Genomic DNA, 17,599 nt, shown 5'->3' on the forward strand with positions numbered 1-17,599 from the left:
CCATGCGTTACGCGTCGAATGCTTCGAACGAAGGGTCAGTGATGGAGCTCGGTCTCATCGGTCTCGGCAAGATGGGCGGCAACATGCGCGAGCGCATCCGCCGCGCCGGCCACACCGTCATCGGGTACGACCGGAACCCGGACCTCGCCGACGTCCACAGCCTCAAGGAACTCGTGGACGCGCTGCACGGCCCGCGGGTGGTGTGGGTGATGGTCCCGGCCGGCCAGGCCACCCAGTCCACCATCGACGAGCTCGGCGAGCTGCTCTCCCCCGGCGACCTGGTGGTCGACGGCGGCAACTCCCGCTGGACCGACGACGAGAAGCACGCCGGCGAGCTGGCCGCCAAGGGCATCGGCTTCGTCGACTGCGGCGTCTCCGGCGGCGTGTGGGGCCTCGCCAACGGCTACGCGCTGATGTACGGCGGCAAGGCGGAGGACGTCGCCAAGGCGCAGCCGATCTTCGACGCGCTCAAGCCCGAGGGCGACTCCGGCTCCGTGCACGCCGGCAAGGTCGGCGCCGGCCACTTCGCCAAGATGGTCCACAACGGCATCGAGTACGCCATGATGCAGGCGTACGCCGAGGGCTGGGAGCTGCTGGAGGCGGTCGACTCGGTCACCGACGTCCGCGAGGTCTTCCGCTCCTGGAAGTCCGGCACCGTGATCCGCTCCTGGCTGCTCGACCTGGCCGTGGACGCGCTCGACAAGAGCGAGCACCTGGACAAGCTCCGCGGCTACGCCGACGACTCCGGCGAGGGCCGCTGGACCGTGGAGGCGGCGATCGACAACGCGGTGCCGCTGCCCGCGATCACCGCGTCGCTCTTCGCGCGCTTCTCGTCCCGCCAGGACGACTCGCCGCAGATGAAGATGATCGCCGCGCTCCGCAACGAGTTCGGCGGCCACGCGGTCACCGCGGCCGAGTAGGCCGAGTAGGCCGAGCGGCGGTGTCGCACCGCACGTCACAGCAGGGAGGCCGGCGCACCCCGCGCCACAGCACGAGATGCACGTAGCGCACCTTTCGCTTGCCGACTTCCGCTCCTACGCCCGGGCCGAGGTCCCCCTCGACCCGGGCGTCACGGTTTTCGTCGGGCCCAACGGGCAGGGCAAGACCAATCTGGTCGAGGCGGTCGGCTACCTGGCCACCCTGGGCAGCCACCGGGTCGCCGCGGACGCCCCGCTGGTACGGCTGGGCGCGGAGCGCTCGGTGGTGCGCGCCCAGGTGGTGCAGGGCGACCGGCAGCAACTGGTCGAGCTGGAGATCAACCCGGGCCGCGCCAACCGGGCGCGGATCAACCGGTCCTCGCAGGTCCGGCCCCGGGACGTGCTGGGCATCCTGCGCAGCGTGCTGTTCGCGCCGGAGGACCTGGCGCTGGTCAAGGGCGACCCCGGCGAGCGCCGGCGTTTCCTCGACGAGCTGGTCACCGCCCGCGCCCCCCGCCTCGCCGGGGTGCGCGCGGACTACGAGCGGGTCCTCAAGCAGCGCAACACCCTGCTGAAGTCGGCCGCGTTGGCCCGCCGGCACGGCAGCCGGGCGGCCGCGGGCACCGGCGGCAGGACGGGCGGCGCGGACCTGTCCACGCTCGACGTGTGGGACCAGCACCTGGCCCGCGCCGGCTCCGAGGTGCTCGCCCAGCGGCTCGACCTGGTCGCCGCGCTCCAGCCGCTGGCCGACAAGGCGTACGAGCAGCTCGCGCCCGGCGGGGGGCCGGTCGGCCTGGAGTACCGCAGTTCGGTCGGCGACGGGCTGACGGCCGGCGCGACCGGCCGCGAGGACCTGTACGTACGGCTGCTGGAGGCGCTCGGCGAGGCCAGGAAGCAGGAGATCGAGCGCGGCGTGACACTCGTCGGCCCGCACCGCGACGACCTGGTGCTCAAGCTCGGCCCGCTGCCGGCGAAGGGATACGCCAGCCACGGCGAGTCGTGGTCGTACGCCCTCGCACTGCGGCTGGCGTCGTACGACCTGCTCTGCTCCGACGGGCGGGAGCCGGTGCTGGTGCTGGACGACGTGTTCGCCGAGCTGGACACCCGGCGCCGGGAGCGGCTGGCCGAACTGGTCGCGCCCGGCGAGCAGGTGCTGGTCACGGCCGCGGTCGACGACGACGTGCCGGGCGTGCTGGTGGGCACCCGGTTCGCGGTGCAGGACGGGACGGTGCGGCGGTCATGAGCGACGCAGAGCGGGCACGGGCCCGGCGCGGGGAGAGCGGCGGGGCCGTACCCCGGCAGGACGGCGCGGCTCCGGCCGCCGGCCCGGGTGAGGTCCCCGGTGAGGCTTCCGGCAGGTCCCCGGGTGAGGCTTCGGGCGGGGCCGGGCAGGCGGCGCCGGGCGGCGCGTCGGGTGTGGACCTCGCCCGGGTGGCGCTGCGCGCGGCCAAGGAGCAGGCGCGCGCCCGGGGTGCGGCGGCGGTGCAGAAGAAGCAGGCCCGCCGCGGCGGGCTGCGCAGCGGCGCCCGGGCGGACGGCCGCGACCCGCTGCCGCTGGGCGCGGCGATCAACCGGCTCATCACCGAGCGCGGTTGGGAGGCGCCGGCCGCAGTCGGAGGGGTGATGGGCCGCTGGCCGCAGCTTGTCGGTCCGGAGGTCGCGCTGCACTGCGCGCCGGACCGGTACGACGAGGACGAGCGGGTGCTGACCGTCCAGTGCGACTCGACCGCGTGGGCGACGCAGCTCCGGCTGCTCGCTCCGACGCTGGTGGCGCGGCTCAACGCCGACCTCGGGCACGGCACGGTGCGGATGATCAAGGTGCTGGCGCCGGCCGGGCCGAGCCGGTCGTACGGCAGGCTGCGGGCTCCCGGCAGCCGCGGTCCGGGTGACACGTACGGGTGAGCGCGCGGGCGCACGGATGCCCCTGCTGAGCGTAGCGGGGGGTTGACAGCCGGAAGCCCTGGACGCCGTCGTGAGCGGTTTCGGCACCGGGTCCGCGTGTAGGGAGTCGGGCGAGGCGGGGTTCGGTCGGCACATGGGAACTCAGGTACCGGCAAAGCCCCACTCATGTCGGCGCTACCGGTAGACTGATACGAGACCGCCCTCCCCTGGCAGTCCGGCGCGTCCGGCAGGGGTACCCCAGCGGAACCGTCGAACCACAGTCAGAACATCGCAGTCGATCCCGCCGCCGGTGGGACCAGGCTCGTGCTGTGCCAGAAAGGGCGCTTCGTGGCCGATTCCGGCAACCCCAACGAGAACAGCAACAAGTCCTACGACGCCAGTGCGATCACCGTGCTGGAAGGACTCGAGGCGGTGCGCAAGCGCCCCGGCATGTACATCGGCTCGACCGGTGAGCGGGGCCTGCACCACCTCGTGCAGGAGGTCGTGGACAACTCGGTCGACGAGGCGATGGCCGGCCATGCCGACACCATCGACGTCACGATCCTCGCCGACGGCGGCGTGCGCGTGGTGGACAACGGGCGCGGCATCCCGGTCGGCATCATTCCCTCGGAGGGCAAGCCGGCGGTCGAGGTCGTGCTGACCGTGCTGCACGCCGGCGGCAAGTTCGGCGGCGGCGGCTACGCGGTCTCCGGCGGTCTGCACGGCGTCGGCGTCTCGGTGGTCAACGCGCTGTCGACGCGCGTCGCCGTCGAGGTCCGCACCGACGGGTACCGCTGGACGCAGGACTACAAGCTCGGCGTGCCGACGGCTCCGCTGGCCAAGCACGAGGCCAGCGCGGACACCGGCACCTCGGTCACCTTCTGGGCCGACCCCGACATCTTCGAGACCACCGACTACTCCTTCGAGACGCTCTCCCGGCGGCTTCAGGAGATGGCCTTCCTCAACAAGGGCCTGCGGATCGCGCTGACCGACGAGCGCCCCGACCACGTGGACGAGGAGGGCAAGCCGCTGGCCGCGTCGTACTACTACGAGGGCGGCATCGTCGACTACGTGCGGTACCTCAACTCGCGCAAGGGCGAGATGGTCCACCCCACGGTGATCGACATCGAGGCGGAGGACAAGGAGCGGCTGCTGTCGGTCGAGGTCGCGATGCAGTGGAACACCCAGTACAGCGAGGGTGTCTACAGCTTCGCGAACACGATCCACACCCATGAGGGCGGCACCCACGAGGAGGGCTTCCGCGCGGCGCTGACCGGCCTGGTCAACCGCTACGCGCGGGAGAAGAAGCTGCTGCGCGAGAAGGACGACAACCTCACCGGCGAGGACATCCGCGAGGGCCTGACCGCGATCATCTCGGTCAAGCTCGGCGAGCCGCAGTTCGAGGGCCAGACGAAGACGAAGCTCGGCAACACCGAGGCGAAGACGTACGTCCAGAAGGTCGTGCACGAGCACCTCACCGACTGGCTGGACCGCAATCCCAACGAGGCCACGGACATCATCCGCAAGTCGATCCAGGCGGCCACCGCCCGGGTCGCGGCCCGCAAGGCGCGGGACCTCACCCGCCGCAAGGGGCTGCTGGAGTCCGCGTCGCTCCCCGGCAAGCTGAGCGACTGCCAGTCGAACGACCCGACGAAGTGCGAGATCTTCATCGTCGAGGGTGACTCCGCCGGCGGCTCGGCGAAGTCCGGCCGCAACCCGCAGTACCAGGCGATCCTCCCGATCCGCGGCAAGATCCTCAACGTGGAGAAGGCCAGGATCGACAAGATCCTGCAGAACCAGGAGATCCAGGCGCTGATCTCGGCCTTCGGCACCGGAGTGCACGAGGACTTCGACATCGACAAGCTCCGCTACCACAAGATCATCCTGATGGCGGACGCCGACGTGGACGGCCAGCACATCAACACCCTGCTGCTGACCTTCCTCTTCCGGTTCATGCGCCCGCTGGTCGAGGCCGGGCACGTGTACCTCTCCCGCCCCCCGCTGTTCAAGGTGAAGTGGGGCCGCGACGACTGGGAGTACGCCTACTCCGACCGCGAGCGCGACGCGCTGGTCGAGCTGGGCAAGCAGAGCGGGAAGCGCATCCGCGAGGACTCGATCCAGCGCTTCAAGGGCCTCGGCGAGATGAACGCCGAGGAGCTGCGGGTCACCACCATGGACATCGACCACCGCGTGCTCGGCAAGGTCACCCTGGACGACGCGGCGCAGGCCGACGACCTGTTCTCGGTCCTGATGGGCGAGGACGTGGAGGCGCGCCGCACCTTCATCCAGCGCAACGCCAAGGACGTCCGGTTCCTGGACATCTGAGTCGGCCCCGACCTCCGGCCGTGTGAAAGGACTATCAGACAGCGATGGCCGACGAGACCCCCAACACCCCTCCCGTGCCCGACCTCCCCGCGTCCGAGATGGACGAGCGCAACGAGTCCGGCGGACTGCGCATCGAGCCCGTCGGGCTCGAGACGGAGATGCAGCGCAGCTACCTCGACTACGCGATGTCCGTCATCGTCTCGCGCGCCCTGCCGGACGTGCGCGACGGCCTCAAGCCGGTGCACCGCCGGGTGCTCTACGCGATGTACGACGGCGGCTACCGGCCGGAGAAGGGCTTCTACAAGTGCGCCCGCGTCGTCGGCGACGTGATGGGCACCTACCACCCGCACGGCGACTCCTCGATCTACGACGCGCTGGTCCGCCTGGCGCAGCCGTGGTCGATGCGGATGCCGCTGGTCGACTCCAACGGCAACTTCGGCTCGCCGGGCAACGACCCGGCCGCCGCCATGCGGTACACCGAGTGCAAGATGGCGCCGCTGGCCATGGAGATGGTCCGGGACATCGACGAGGAGACCGTCGACTTCACGGACAACTACGACGGCCGCAACCAGGAGCCGACGGTCCTGCCGTCCCGGTTCCCGAACCTGCTGATCAACGGCTCGGCCGGGATCGCGGTCGGCATGGCCACCAACATCCCCCCGCACAACCTGCGGGAGGTCGCCGACGGCGCCCAGTGGTTCCTGGCCAACCCGGAGGCGGGTGCCGAGGAACTCCTCGACGCGCTGGTCGAGCGGATCAAGGGCCCGGACTTCCCGACCGGCGCCCTGGTGGTCGGCCGCCGCGGCATCGAGGACGCGTACCGCACCGGCCGCGGCTCGATCACCATGCGCGCGGTCGTCGAGGTCGAGGAGATCCAGAACCGGCAGTGCCTGGTCGTCACCGAGCTGCCGTACCAGACCAACCCGGACAACCTCGCGCAGAAGATCGCCGACCTGGTGAAGGACGGCCGGATCGGCGGGATCGCGGACGTCCGCGACGAGACCTCCTCGCGGACCGGCCAGCGCCTGGTGATCGTGCTCAAGCGCGACGCCGTCGCCAAGGTCGTGCTCAACAACCTCTACAAGCACACCGACCTGCAGTCGAACTTCGGCGCCAACATGCTGGCGCTGGTCGACGGGGTGCCGCGCACGCTGTCGCTGGACGCGTTCATCCGCAACTGGGTGAACCACCAGGTCGAGGTCATCGTCCGGCGCACCCGCTTCCGGCTGCGCAAGGCCGAGGAGCGCGCCCACATCCTGCGCGGCCTGCTCAAGGCGCTCGACGCGATCGACGAGGTCATCGCGCTGATCCGGCGCAGCGACACGGTCGAGACCGCGCGCGAGGGCCTGATGGGCCTGCTGACGATCGACGAGATCCAGGCCAACGCGATCCTGGAGATGCAGCTGCGCCGGCTGGCCGCCCTGGAGCGGCAGAAGATCATCGCCGAGCACGACGAGCTGCAGGCGAAGATCAACGAGTACAACGCGATCCTCGCCTCGCCCGAGCGGCAGCGGCAGATCATCAGCGAGGAACTGCAGGCGATCGTCGACAAGTACGGCGACGACCGGCGCAGCAAGCTGGTGCCCTTCGACGGTGACATGTCCATCGAGGACCTGATCGCCGAGGAGGACATCGTCGTCACGATCACCCGTGGCGGCTACGTCAAGCGCACCAAGACCGAGGACTACCGCTCGCAGAAGCGCGGCGGGAAGGGCGTGCGCGGCACCAAGCTGAAGCAGGACGACATCGTCGACCACTTCTTTGTCACAACCACGCACCAATGGCTGCTGTTCTTCACGAACAAGGGACGCGTCTACCGCGCCAAGGCGTACGAGCTCCCGGACGCCGGACGGGACGCCCGCGGGCAGCACGTGGCGAACCTGCTGGCCTTCCAGCCGGACGAGCGGATCGCCCAGATCCTGGCCATCAAGGACTACGAGGCGGCGCCGTACCTGGTGCTCGCCACCAAGTCCGGCCTGGTGAAGAAGACCGCGCTGAAGGACTACGACTCCCCGCGTTCCGGCGGCGTGATCGCGATCAACCTGCGGGACGCCGGGGTGGCCGAGGAGGGCGCCGCGGCCGAGTCCGACGAGCTGATCGGCGCCGAGCTGGTGTCCGCCGAGGACGACTTGTTGCTGGTCAGCCGCAAGGCGCAGTGCATCCGCTTCACCGCGACGGACGAGGCGCTGCGGCCGATGGGCCGGGCCACCTCGGGGGTCAAGGGCATGAGTTTCCGCGAGGGTGACGAACTCCTCTCCATGAACGTGGTCAGGCCCGGTACGTTCGTCTTCACCGCCACCGACGGCGGGTACGCCAAGCGCACGCGGGTCGACGAGTACCGCGTGCAGGGGCGCGGCGGACTCGGGATCAAGGCGGCCAAGATCGTGGAGGACCGGGGCTCTCTGGTCGGTGCGCTGGTGGTCGAGGAGACCGACGAGATCCTCGCCATCACGCTCAGCGGCGGCGTGATCCGGACGCGGGTCAACGAGGTCAGGGAGACCGGTCGTGACACCATGGGCGTTCAGCTCATCAACCTCGGCAAGCGGGACGCGGTGGTAGGTATCGCGCGGAACGCCGAAGCGGAGGATGATCCGGACGGCGTGGAGTTGGACGGCGCGGAGTCTGACGAGCAGGACGGCGTGGCGGCGCAGGCGGCTGCGCAGGACGACACGAGCACGACAGGGCATGACGCTGCGGCCCCGGGCGAGGCGCCCGCGGCCGGTGAACCAGAGGAGTAAGCCGTGAGTGGAGCCATGGGCGCCGCGGGCGGGTCCGGCAGGACGGGTGGCGCCCATGGCGCCGGCCGGCCGGGCGGTGCCCATGGCTCGACCGGTGGCACCGGCCAGGCCGGCTCTGCGGACCGCAGTGGTCCGCAGGAGGGGGGATACACCGTGACCGACACCCGCCAGTCGCCGCACGAGCCGCCGGCCGCCTACGCGCCGCCCCGCCCCCCGGGCACGCCCGGCGGGGAGTCCGGCGCCACAGGCTCGTCGTCGGCCGCAGGCGTGCGCAGACCGCGGCCGGCGGCCCGTACGGCGCCGCGCACCCGCAAGGCGCGGCTGCGCGTGGCCAAGGCCGATCCGTGGTCGGTGATGAAGGTCAGCTTCCTGCTGTCCATCGCGCTGGGCATCTGCACGATCATCGCCGTCGCGGTGCTGTGGATGGTGCTCGACACCATCGGCGTGTTCAGCACCGTGGGCTCCACGATCAGCGACGCGACCTCCACCGAGGGCGGCAAGGGCGGCTTCGATCTGGTCAGCTTCCTGTCGCTGTCCCGCGTGATGATGTTCACCACGGTGATCGCCGTCATCGACGTGGTGCTCGCCACCGCGCTGGCGACGCTGGGCGCCTTCATCTACAACCTCTCCTCGGGCTTCGTGGGCGGCGTCGAGCTCACTCTGGCCGAGGACGAGTAACCGATTTTGGGGCTCGGCCCCTGGTGCGCTAATCTTTCCGTGCAGCGCGGGGCTATAGCTCAGACGGTTAGAGCGCTTCCCTGATAAGGAAGAGGCCCCAGGTTCAAGTCCTGGTAGCCCCACTCGCAGACAGGCGGTTCGGTCCCTGAGGGACCGGGCCGCCTTCGTCTTTCCCCAACCCGACGTCCTACCCGTTTCCGGTGCCAGGTAACCGTTCGGTATCGGCCGCTGTGTATAGTCGGGCGGGTCAGAAGCTCGTCTCACGCTAGAAGGAGGAGGGTCAGGCGATGAAGAAGATTCTCCTGATCGCCCTGGCCGCCGTCGCCGGGCTGTTCGTGTACCGGCAGATCCAGGCGGATCGCGCCGAGCAGGACCTGTGGACGGAAGCCACTGACACGGTCCCGGGTGGTTCCGACACAGACGTGTGAGACGCCGTAGGTAGCACGCCGCGAGGCGTGGGGGCGGTCTCCGGGCCCCGGTCGCACAGCGCGGCCGGGGCCTTCGCCGTTCCCGCGCCTTTCGATACGGTGCCGGTGCATCGCGCTCTGATCGGCGGGGACAGGAGCAGGGGATGAAGCGCACGACGTTCGGCGTGGTCGCGGCGTTACTGCTGACGGTGGCCGCCGCGGGTCCGGCGGCGGCGGACGGCGGGGCACCTTCCCCGGGCGCCCCCTCGGGCACGTCGGCGGGCCCCTCCTCCGGTACCTCCGCGGGCGCCTCCGCCACCGCGACGCCCACCGCGCCGGCTGTCTGGCAGCCGCGGGGCGGGGTGCTGGACGGCGCGGCCACCACGGGCGACGCGCCCGCGATGAAGGCCGGCGCCACGTACCAGGACACCATCAGGCCCGGCCAGACGCGGATGTACGGCATCGCCCTGGACGCGACGTCCTCCGCCTACGCCTCGGCGTTCGCCCTCCCGCCGACCGGCGCGAAGGTGGCCTACGACGACGGCATCGAGCTGAAGCTGGTCAGTGCCGACGGGTCGCAGTGCGACAGCCGCGAGGCCCACTTCGAGGACGACGGCGACGCCCGCCCGGTCGGCACCGCGGTGGAGCGCACCGCGGACGGCGGGGAGGGCACGTGCGGGGGCGCGGGCCAGTACACCCTCCAGGTGCACCGCACCTCCGAACCGGGCTCTGACCAGGCACCCTGGCCCCTGGAGCTGCGCTACGTGAGCGAACCCCCGCTCCGACCGGGCGCCACAGCGCGGCCCGCGCCCGGCGGGGCCACCGCCGGCTCCTCGCCGACCCCCCTCACCACGGGCACCCCGCGTCCGGCGTCCGGCGGCGACTCGTTCGAGACCGCGGCCGCGATCCGGACCGGCATCTGGAAGGACCGGGTGCTGCCCGGCGAGACCCGCTTCTACAAGGTCCCGGTGGACTGGGGTCAGGGGGCCACCGTCTTCGCGGACTTCTCCAGCGCCCCGCTGGTCGGCAGCGCGCTCGACTTCGTGAACACCGGAGTGCGGCTGACGTCCTACAGCCCGGTCCGGCAGTACGTCGACGGTGACGACGGCTCGTACTCCGGGGCTCCCACCTCGCTCGACACGCAACTGCCGGCGGTGTCCTACGCGAACCGCTCGTCCGAGGACGAGACGGTGGAGCGGGTGCGCTACGCGGGCTGGTACTACTTCGCGGTCTCCGTCCACCCGGACGTCGCCGAGCAGGTCAGCGGCGCCGTGCCGGTCACGCTGCGGGTCCAGGTCACCGGGACGGCGCAGGCGGGGCCGCCGTACACCGGGGACCCGGGCGCCGCCGGGATCGGTGTGGACGCGCATGAGGTCGCGGCGGCCGACGGCACCGCGCCGGCCGCCGCGAGCGCGACCGGCATCTCGTCCTCCTCGCGGCTGCGCCTGGTGGCGTACGGGGCCTTCGGGCTCGGCACGCTGCTGCTGCTCGTGCTGGCGGTCTGGTACGGCGCGGCGCGGCGGCGGGCGGCCCGGGGCTGACCGCGGACCGGTGGGCGTCGGCGGTGGGCCGGTGGGTGTGGGCCGGTGGGCGTCGGCCGGCGAGCCGGCGCGTGGGGCCGGCTCACCGGGGTTGCTTCGGCGGGGCGGCCCCACGGGGTTCGGCGGCCGCGGGGGCTCGGCGGCCCCGCTCAGGAGGCCATGAGCGCCGCGACGCCGACCGCGAAGCAGAGCAGCGCCAGCACCAGGACGGGGACCGCGACCTTGGCCGGCGGGCCCGGCTTCGCCCGGCGGGCCGGGACGCCCGTGGAGGCGGTGTCCGCGGAGGCATCGGGGTCCGGGGTGGAAGGGGTGGCAGCGGGTCCGGACGGCGTGGCAGCGGACGGCGCGGGCCCGGCGTACGGCGCGGGCTCCGGGAGGGGCAGCGCCCGGTGGTCCGCGCGGGTGGGCGGGTGTGTCGGCGGTTCCGGCGGGAGACCGGGAGCGGCGGCGGGGGCCGGAGCGGCCTCAGGGGCCGCGTGCGCGGTCGGGGCGGCGTGCCGGGCCTGCCGGCGCCCGCCGGGCGGCTGCGGGCCCGACACGGGCTCCCCGGGCGGTGCGTACGGCGCCGGCGAGGGAGGCGCAGAGGGCATCCGGAGCGGCGGAGGCGAGGGGTCGGGAGCGGCGGCGGGCGGAGCGGGGGGCGTGGGGGTGGGAGTGGGCGCCGATGTCGGGCGGGCGGGGACGCCCTGCGCCGCGAGGCCGTTCATGGCCGCGGGGTGCGGCAGCGGACCGTACCCGGCCGGGTGGCCCGCGGGCGGTGTGGGGTGCGGGCCCGCCTGGCTCCCGTCCGGGGGCAGGGCCGGCCGCGGGGGGACGGGGACGGGGTCGGCCGGCGGGCCGTAGGGTGCCGCGGGCTCCGGACCGGCGGCCGCCCTGGCCGCGGCGGTCGGCCCCTGCGGCCCGAACCCCGGGGGCAGCGGCCCGATCTGGTCGAAGATCTCCACCGGCTCCTCGTCCGGTGCGGCCCCCGGCAGCAGTTCCATGGCGGCCGCGAGCGCCTTGCGCGCGCCCGTCGCCGTACGGAACCGCGCGTACGGGTCCGGCTGGAGCAGGGTGCCGACCACCTGCCACAGCGGCCCCGGCACGCCCACCGGCGCCGGCGGCATGCCCATCTCCAGGAACCGGTCCTGCACCGCCTGGGCGTCCGGCTTGCGGCCGCCCAGCAGGTAGAGCGCGACGAGGCCGGTCGCGTACAGGTCCGCGGCGAAGTCCGGCTCGGCGCCGAGCAGTTGCTCCGGGGCGAAGTAGCCGGGCGTGCCGACGACGTAGTTGGTCTCGGTGAGCCGGGCGTCGCCCTTGCGCATCGCGATCCCGAAGTCCGACAGGCGGATGTGCGGCGAGCGGGTGCCGGTCGCCTCCAGCAGGACGTTGGCGGGCTTGATGTCCCGGTGCACGACCCCCTCGGCGTGCACGGCGCTCAGCCCGGCCAGCAACTGGTCGAGCAGCACGCAGACCAGGTGCGGCGGCAGCGGGCCGTACTCCGCGACCAGGTGTGAGAGCGAGCCGCCGCACACCAGGTCCATGGTGAACAGCACCTTGTCGTCGTCGGCGGCCCAACTGGCAGGTGCCAGCACGTGCGGGTGGTCGATCCGCAGCGCCTGCTCCCGGACGAAGCGCAGCAGGGCGTGGGCATCGCTCTGCTGGAGCAGCTTGGCGGCCACGTAGCGCCGCCTGCGGCGGTCCCATGCCCGCCATACCGCCCCGACCCCGCCGTGCCCGATCGGGTCCACCAGCTCGTACCGACCCGCGAAGACCTCGCCCATGGCCTGCCGACCGCCCTCTTCACCGACCTCGATCCGTCGGACCCGACTCTGCCAGTGCGGCCCACCCGGGCGCGAGGGTGTCACCCCTTCCGCCCCCGCAACCCGTTTCGGCCGAACCCCCTCCAACCGGTACGCTGTCCGTGACACGGGGCCTTAGCTCAGTTGGTAGAGCGCTGCCTTTGCAAGGCAGATGTCGGGGGTTCGAATCCCCCAGGCTCCACAGGTGTTTACGCAGGTCAGCGGCCCTCTCGCCCGGTTCGGGCGAGGAGGCCGCTGACGTTCAGTACACATTTTGTACACATCAGGCGCGGAGTGGTCGAGAGGACCTGCTCGGATGGCCACGGTGTCCGCGTCGGGGTCGCTCATGACCGTTCTGGATCATTGCGGACCCTCGTTCCGCCTGCCCTACCGGGGGCGTGGCGACGCTGAACCCCTGCTCAGCTCTGTTTCGAACGGGCACGGCGTTGCGTGCCGTCGTTCGTTGCCTCCCTTGCTCTTGTGATCTGCGTGGGATGGTCGTCAGCAGCACCATCCGGGAACTCCCGCCCGCATGTCGGTGTGAGACGAGAGAATACGGCGTGGAGACTCTCATGGCGGTAGTGGCGGTACTGCTCCGGCTGTTGATCTTGGGTGGGCTCTTCCTCCTATGGGCCCTCGCCAAGAAGCGTGTTTTCGCTCCTCTGCTAAGCAGGTGTCGTGCCTATGCCGACGAGCGCGCAAGGGTGTTCGTCGCTGAGGTTGGCGCTGAAGTTGCGCCGGTAGTCGCAGGGCGGTTGCCTCAGGATCTGCCGAGTCTGGCTCCGATGTGTGTGGCTGGATGGTGGCGACGTTTCGTCTCAGGGATGCTGCTGCTCGCGCCTACATGCCTAATGCTGGCCGCGATCGCATGGAATGTGACGGAGATCGGGACTGGTGTTCACGACGCGGTAACCTTCGTCGCGCAGAAGGCGGCCATGCTGCCTGACCGGGCGCAAGGTCTGAGGTGGCGTCAACCGCCGCTTGGCGCATTCGTACGTGTGCTGGCCTTTCTGATCTTGTTGGGTTGCGGCGCCCGGGCCACCTTCATGTTCGGAGTTGGTTCCTCGGGTAAGAGCGCTGACCGCCGGCGGCAGGAACGAGTTGAGGTCGAGCGAGGGGGATTTTTCCCTGTCGTCCTCATGCTGGGTGCCGCAGCACACTGCGCTCGAGCCCATCGCCAGTGGCATGAGGCTGCAGGAGCGTGCGAAGTCCCCCGAGTTCAACTACGGCTGATTGAACGCGTCATCTGGCAAGCCAATCGAATCCGGTACGAAATCCCGCGTCTAGCATGGATTTTCTCCCCAGGTAAACGTGTGGTCTCTCATCGTCGGCAGGCACTGCACGCTCACGCGGCCCAGGTAGTAGGAGCTCTACGTGTATGTGAGGCACGGCAGGACACTCACCCTGGTTCCGCCTTCCAGGACATGGCCGTCATGCTCGTCACGATTGCCGAGCGCTACGCGCAGGGTCGCCTCACGTGCCTACTCGACGAGGACCAGTTGGGCCAACCGGCAGCCGCTGCTCCCCGGGAGGGGCTTCGCTTCCTGATCCTTGGCACGACGGCAGTAGCATCTGTCACCGCGGCGGGTCTGGCGGGTCTCCCGTCCCAAGCGCTGGACGCCATTTTTGTTCTCGTCGTGACACTGGGCTCCGGCTGGTTTCTGCGGCGACAGCTACCGAGTGCGTCAGAGCTTCTCAACCTTTTGCGGAACGGCCATCGTTCTTGAGTCAGCCACACTAGTGACTTGAGCTAGATCAAGGGCGGACCGAAATTGGGGTGGTTTGCACTTTATGGGCAAGCCACCCCCTGACTGTATTAGGCCTCTCTACACTGCTGTGTGCTCCAGCGTCGCGAGCTTCGCCGCCGCTCGCTGGGCCTTGCGGGCCGCCTTCTCCGCTTTGGCCTTCGCTTTGGCTAGAACGCGGGCGCGGCGCTTGTGCATCTTCTTGGAGACCTCGTCCAAGCGGTCGGGGAAGAGGTGGCCGTAGACGTCGAGGGTCATGGTGGCGGACTTGTGGCCGAGCATGGTCTGGACGACGTTGATGTCGGCACCGCTGGCTATGGCGAGTGAGGCGGCGGTGTGGCGGAGTTTGTGAGGTGTGACGTGGAGGTGGCCGAGGCCAGCCGCCGCAACGGCTGGATCGAAGACCCGGCGGACGAAGTTGCTTGCGCGCAGGGCACCGCCCTGTGGGCCGGTGAAGAGCAGTTCGCCGGGATCGCGGCTTTCGAGGTGCGGCCTCAGCTCGTCGATGAGGAAGGCGCTGAGGGGCACGGACCGCCGTTCGTGGTTCTTGGGTGTGTCCAGGTAGAGCTTGCCGCTGTCGAGGCCGAACGCCTCCACGATGTGGGCCCGGCGGGCGGTGAGGTCGAGTCGGCCGACCTTCAAAGCGGAGGCTTCACCCCAGCGGAGCCCGGTGTAGGCGAGTAGCAGGATGAAGGCCCGGTATTCGGCGGCGGCTTCGGCGAGGGCTTCGACCTGGACCTCGTCCAGGTACACGTGGTCGGTCGGGTTGATAGCGGGCAGCGGTATGCCGGTAGCCGGGTTGAAGGCGAGGCGGCGGGACTTCACGGCGAAGCCGAGTACACGGCTGAGGACGACGTAGGTCTTGCGGATCGAACGGGCCCCCTGGGGACGTCCGTTGGTCGTCGTGCCTGCGGCCAGTTCGGTCAGCCACGCGGCGATGTCGTCGTACTGAATTTTGTCCACAGGCGTGGATCCCCACCTGGGGATAACGTGCGTGTCCAGCGCGATCCGGTAGCGGGCCCGGCTGGAGCGCTTGAGATGGAGTTGGCTCTCGAACCATGACTCGGCGACCACGGCGAACGAGACACGGCCAGCGGCAGGGTCGCGGTACGTACCGTCGCCGAGCCGGGCCTGGAGCTGGGAGCGGAAGTCGTCCGCCTTCACCTTGAGGACGAAGGTCTTCGCTTTTGGCTTGCCGTCAGGGCCGTACCAGCGCACGCGCCAGCGGCCGGGCGGCGTGCGTCCGGCTTGCTTGGCCTTGGCGACCGCGCGCTGGTACGCGGTGTGGCCGGCGCGGTCCTCGATCCAGACGCGGGCCATCAGGCACCGGTCCGGTGGCTTTGCGGGGCGGGGTTCTTGTCCACGGGATCTCCCTTTTCCTTTTGCCCCTGCGGGTGGGGCTGGCGAACGTCGTGGGAGGTTCCCTTGGAGTTGGCGGTTTGGGCAAGCCGTAATTCTGTGATAGATGCCTCTGGCTTGGGTGTGGCGGTTGATGGTTCCGTTTCCGCTGCGGCGATGATATGGTCCGGATCTTTTTCCTGCTGATTCGTGTTACTGAGTGTTGCCCTGTCCAGGGCTGCTAACTGTGCTGGTGGGGCGGCGTTGTCGTGCGGTGGCATCTGCGGGGTGAGGGTGCGGTGCCAGGCTGGGGGCGCCGCACCGAATCGGTTTGTGGGGGTTTTCCCGAGGCGTGGATGCCTATTTGGTCCGTCCGTCTTTTTCGGTCACAATTTCGCTGGATGGTTCACCCGGCTCGTGGCTATGTTGGCTGCGATTTGCCGTCCATACACCCGAAAGGCGAGCACCATGCCCAACACACAGAAGACCCCCGATGACCGGCGCCCGTTGGCCACTCCGGCTGAGTTGTCGGCCTACCTCGGGGTCCCGGTCGCCACGCTCTACCAGTGGCGGCACCGGGGGATCGGGCCGAAGGTCCACAAGCTCGGCCGCCACCTGCGCTACAGGTGGACGGAGATCGAGGCGTGGGTGGACCAGCAGTCGGTGGACCTGGCGGCCTGACAGCAGACTCCCCAACGCAATGCAGCCCCCGGTGGTTGAGACGCCGAGGGCCGAGCGAACTCCCCTGTACGCCTTCAACGATCAACCCAGGCGGTGTCGGGCCTGCCAGCCCGGCGCCGCCGGTCGAGGAGATTCACCATGCAGCCTACGACCCGCGCCGTCAGCGGCGCATCCCCGAAAACGGCCTGGCCTCCGGTCGCGATACCCGGTCAGGCGCAGCACGCCGCCGCGCAGCCGATCCGGGAGGCCGGTTCGCCGTCTCCCGGTGAACGGTTGACCGCGCGTGCCTTGTCGGCCGCTGGCCGGGCGGCGGACGCGTCTGACCGGCTGACCGCGACGCCCGGTCAACCGGCCGGGGTGGGTGACCGGGTGACCGCGGTCACTGACCGGGAGCCGGTCACCGGGCCCGGTCAGCCGGTCGGTCCGGTTGGTCCGGAGGGCAGCGTCCCGGCGACGGAGGGCGCTGACCTGCTGACCGAGGTGCGGTCAGCGGTCGCCCGGTACGTGATCATGCCGTCCAGCGAGGCCCTGGACGCGGTCACCTTGTGGATAGCAGCCACCCACCTCCAGCCCGCGTGGCAGCACGCGCCGCGTCTGGCGGTGGTGGGTCCGGCGAAGCGGTGCGGGAAGTCGCGGCTGCTGGACGTCCTCCACGACACCGTCCACGACCCGTTCATCACGGTGAACTCGACCCCGGCGGCGATCTTCCGGTCGATCACCGAACGGCCGCCGACGCTGCTGGTGGACGAGGCGGACACCATCTTCGGCAGCGTGAAGGTGGCGGAGAAGAACGAGGAGATGCGCGGCCTGCTCAACTCCGGGCACCAGCGCAACCGCCCCACCACCCGGGTCGTCGGGCCGGAGCACAAGCCGACCAAGTTCGCGACGTTCGCGATGGCGGCGCTGGCCGGGATCGGGGACCTGCCGGACACGATCATGGACCGTGCGGTTGTGGTGCGGATGCGCCGCCGGGGCCCGGGGGAGAGCGTGCGGCCTTTCCGTGCCCGCCGGGACACCCCGATCCTGCACGCGCTGCGCGACCGGCTGGCCGGGTGGCTGGTGCCGTTGACCGATACGGCGGCAGCTTTGGAGCCGGTGATGCCGGTGGAGGACCGGGCGGCGGACACCTGGGAGCCGCTGGTGGCCGTCGCCGACCTGGCCGGCGGCGTATGGCCGGATCGGGCGAGGGCGGCGTGCCGGGTGATGACCGCCCACGAGGAGGGCCAGGACCAGGACAACGGGCTGAAGACCCGCATCCTCACCGACATCCGGGCCGCCTTCGCCGGATACGGGGACCCAGACGCCCTGTCCACGCAGTCCCTGCTCAGCGCCCTGAACGCGGACCCGGAGGGCCCGTGGCGGGAGTACGGCACCGGCGGCCTGACCCCGCGCGGCCTCCAACTGCTGCTGAAGGACTACGGGATCAGCGCGGCCAACCGCCGCTTCCCCGGGGACACCCAGCGCCGGGGCTTCACCCGCAACCAGTTCACCGACGCCTGGGCGCGTTACTGCCCCCGCCCCGAACCGGAGTCCACAGCCGTGCGGTGACCCGCACCGACCCGTACCA

General features: G+C 70.8%; 13 protein-coding genes and 2 tRNA genes. 13 read left to right on the top strand and 2 right to left on the bottom strand.

The genetic code is table 11. The features are described from left to right. Nucleotides 1-2 precede the first annotated feature (2 nt). From gnd to RVR_RS17985, 9 genes are all read left to right on the top strand, one after another. The gene (gnd, locus tag RVR_RS17945; RefSeq protein WP_202234823.1) at nt 3-920 is read left to right on the top strand and encodes a phosphogluconate dehydrogenase (NAD(+)-dependent, decarboxylating); all 918 of its coding nucleotides are present in this window, start codon (nt 3-5) and stop codon (nt 918-920) included. A 76-nt stretch (nt 921-996) separates the two neighbouring features. Further along, nucleotides 997-2,160, top strand: a complete 1,164-nt coding sequence (recF, locus tag RVR_RS17950) for a DNA replication/repair protein RecF (protein WP_202234824.1) — start codon at nt 997-999, stop codon at nt 2,158-2,160. Continuing rightward, nucleotides 2,157-2,819: a DciA family protein gene (locus tag RVR_RS17955; RefSeq protein WP_237404815.1), complete on the top strand. Its 663-nt coding sequence runs from the start codon at nt 2,157-2,159 to the stop codon at nt 2,817-2,819. The genes recF and RVR_RS17955 overlap by 4 nt, the downstream gene beginning before the upstream one ends. Before the next feature lie 303 nt (nt 2,820-3,122). After that, nucleotides 3,123-5,123: a DNA topoisomerase (ATP-hydrolyzing) subunit B gene (gyrB, locus tag RVR_RS17960; protein WP_272933088.1), complete on the top strand. Its 2,001-nt coding sequence runs from the start codon at nt 3,123-3,125 to the stop codon at nt 5,121-5,123. Nucleotides 5,124-5,167: 44 nt separating this feature from the next. Further along, complete coding sequence (gene gyrA, locus RVR_RS17965) at nt 5,168-7,861, top strand: DNA gyrase subunit A (protein WP_202234825.1); 2,694 nt, start codon at nt 5,168-5,170, stop codon at nt 7,859-7,861. A 15-nt stretch (nt 7,862-7,876) separates the two neighbouring features. After that, a complete protein-coding gene (locus RVR_RS17970) occupies nt 7,877-8,539 on the top strand; it encodes a DUF3566 domain-containing protein (protein ID WP_202238743.1) in 663 nt (220 codons plus the stop codon). A 48-nt stretch (nt 8,540-8,587) separates the two neighbouring features. Then, nucleotides 8,588-8,661 (top strand) — tRNA-Ile (locus tag RVR_RS17975). A gap of 165 nt (nt 8,662-8,826) precedes the next feature. After that, complete coding sequence (locus RVR_RS37685) at nt 8,827-8,967, top strand: DLW-39 family protein (RefSeq protein ID WP_237404817.1); 141 nt, start codon at nt 8,827-8,829, stop codon at nt 8,965-8,967. A gap of 143 nt (nt 8,968-9,110) precedes the next feature. Then, nucleotides 9,111-10,487, top strand: a complete 1,377-nt coding sequence (locus tag RVR_RS17985; RefSeq protein WP_202234826.1) for a hypothetical protein — start codon at nt 9,111-9,113, stop codon at nt 10,485-10,487. Nucleotides 10,488-10,636: 149 nt separating this feature from the next. Here RVR_RS17985 and RVR_RS17990 read toward each other — a convergent pair whose 3' ends face one another. Continuing rightward, a complete protein-coding gene (locus RVR_RS17990) occupies nt 10,637-12,250 on the bottom strand; it encodes a serine/threonine-protein kinase (protein ID WP_202234827.1) in 1,614 nt (537 codons plus the stop codon). Nucleotides 12,251-12,397: 147 nt separating this feature from the next. Here RVR_RS17990 and RVR_RS17995 point away from each other — a divergent pair. Together RVR_RS17995 and RVR_RS18000 are read left to right on the top strand one after the other, a co-directional pair. Further along, a tRNA-Ala gene (locus RVR_RS17995) sits at nt 12,398-12,470 on the top strand. Between the two features lie 622 nt (nt 12,471-13,092). Next, the gene (locus RVR_RS18000) at nt 13,093-13,995 is read left to right on the top strand and encodes a hypothetical protein (RefSeq protein WP_202234828.1); all 903 of its coding nucleotides are present in this window, start codon (nt 13,093-13,095) and stop codon (nt 13,993-13,995) included. Between the two features lie 99 nt (nt 13,996-14,094). Here the strand turns inward: RVR_RS18000 and RVR_RS18005 are convergent, their stop codons facing one another. Further along, the gene (locus tag RVR_RS18005) at nt 14,095-15,333 is read right to left on the bottom strand and encodes a tyrosine-type recombinase/integrase (RefSeq protein WP_202234829.1); all 1,239 of its coding nucleotides are present in this window, start codon (nt 15,331-15,333) and stop codon (nt 14,095-14,097) included. Nucleotides 15,334-15,819: 486 nt separating this feature from the next. Here RVR_RS18005 and RVR_RS18010 point away from each other — a divergent pair, with 486 nt between their 5' ends. Both RVR_RS18010 and RVR_RS18015 read left to right on the top strand, forming a co-directional pair. After that, the gene (locus RVR_RS18010) at nt 15,820-16,032 is read left to right on the top strand and encodes a helix-turn-helix transcriptional regulator (protein ID WP_202234830.1); all 213 of its coding nucleotides are present in this window, start codon (nt 15,820-15,822) and stop codon (nt 16,030-16,032) included. 138 nt (nt 16,033-16,170) lie between these two features. After that, nucleotides 16,171-17,580 carry a DUF3631 domain-containing protein gene (locus RVR_RS18015; protein ID WP_202234831.1) on the top strand — a complete coding sequence of 470 codons (1,410 nt, stop codon included), beginning with the start codon at nt 16,171-16,173 and terminating at the stop codon, nt 17,578-17,580. The last annotated feature ends 19 nt before the right edge of the window (nt 17,581-17,599 follow it).

The organism is Streptomyces sp. SN-593 (assembly GCF_016756395.1).
In the GTDB taxonomy this organism is placed as follows: Bacteria; Actinomycetota; Actinomycetes; order Streptomycetales; family Streptomycetaceae; genus Actinacidiphila; species Actinacidiphila reveromycinica.

Excerpts from the sequence above, each read along its gene's own strand:
- gnd (WP_202234823.1), top strand. The coding sequence starts at position 3 with ATGCGTTACGCGTCGAATGCTTCGAACGAAGGGTCAGTGATGGAGCTC.
- recF (WP_202234824.1), top strand. The coding sequence starts at position 997 with ATGCACGTAGCGCACCTTTCGCTTGCCGACTTCCGCTCCTACGCCCGG.
- RVR_RS17955 (WP_237404815.1), top strand. The coding sequence starts at position 2,157 with ATGAGCGACGCAGAGCGGGCACGGGCCCGGCGCGGGGAGAGCGGCGGG.
- gyrA (WP_202234825.1), top strand. The coding sequence starts at position 5,168 with ATGGCCGACGAGACCCCCAACACCCCTCCCGTGCCCGACCTCCCCGCG.
- RVR_RS17970 (WP_202238743.1), top strand. The coding sequence starts at position 7,877 with ATGGGCGCCGCGGGCGGGTCCGGCAGGACGGGTGGCGCCCATGGCGCC.
- RVR_RS37685 (WP_237404817.1), top strand. The coding sequence starts at position 8,827 with ATGAAGAAGATTCTCCTGATCGCCCTGGCCGCCGTCGCCGGGCTGTTC.
- RVR_RS17985 (WP_202234826.1), top strand. The coding sequence starts at position 9,111 with ATGAAGCGCACGACGTTCGGCGTGGTCGCGGCGTTACTGCTGACGGTG.
- RVR_RS17990 (WP_202234827.1), bottom strand. The coding sequence starts at position 12,250 with ATGGGCGAGGTCTTCGCGGGTCGGTACGAGCTGGTGGACCCGATCGGG.
- RVR_RS18000 (WP_202234828.1), top strand. The coding sequence starts at position 13,093 with ATGCTGCTGCTCGCGCCTACATGCCTAATGCTGGCCGCGATCGCATGG.
- RVR_RS18005 (WP_202234829.1), bottom strand. The coding sequence starts at position 15,333 with ATGGCCCGCGTCTGGATCGAGGACCGCGCCGGCCACACCGCGTACCAG.
- RVR_RS18010 (WP_202234830.1), top strand. The coding sequence starts at position 15,820 with ATGCCCAACACACAGAAGACCCCCGATGACCGGCGCCCGTTGGCCACT.
- RVR_RS18015 (WP_202234831.1), top strand. The coding sequence starts at position 16,171 with ATGCAGCCTACGACCCGCGCCGTCAGCGGCGCATCCCCGAAAACGGCC.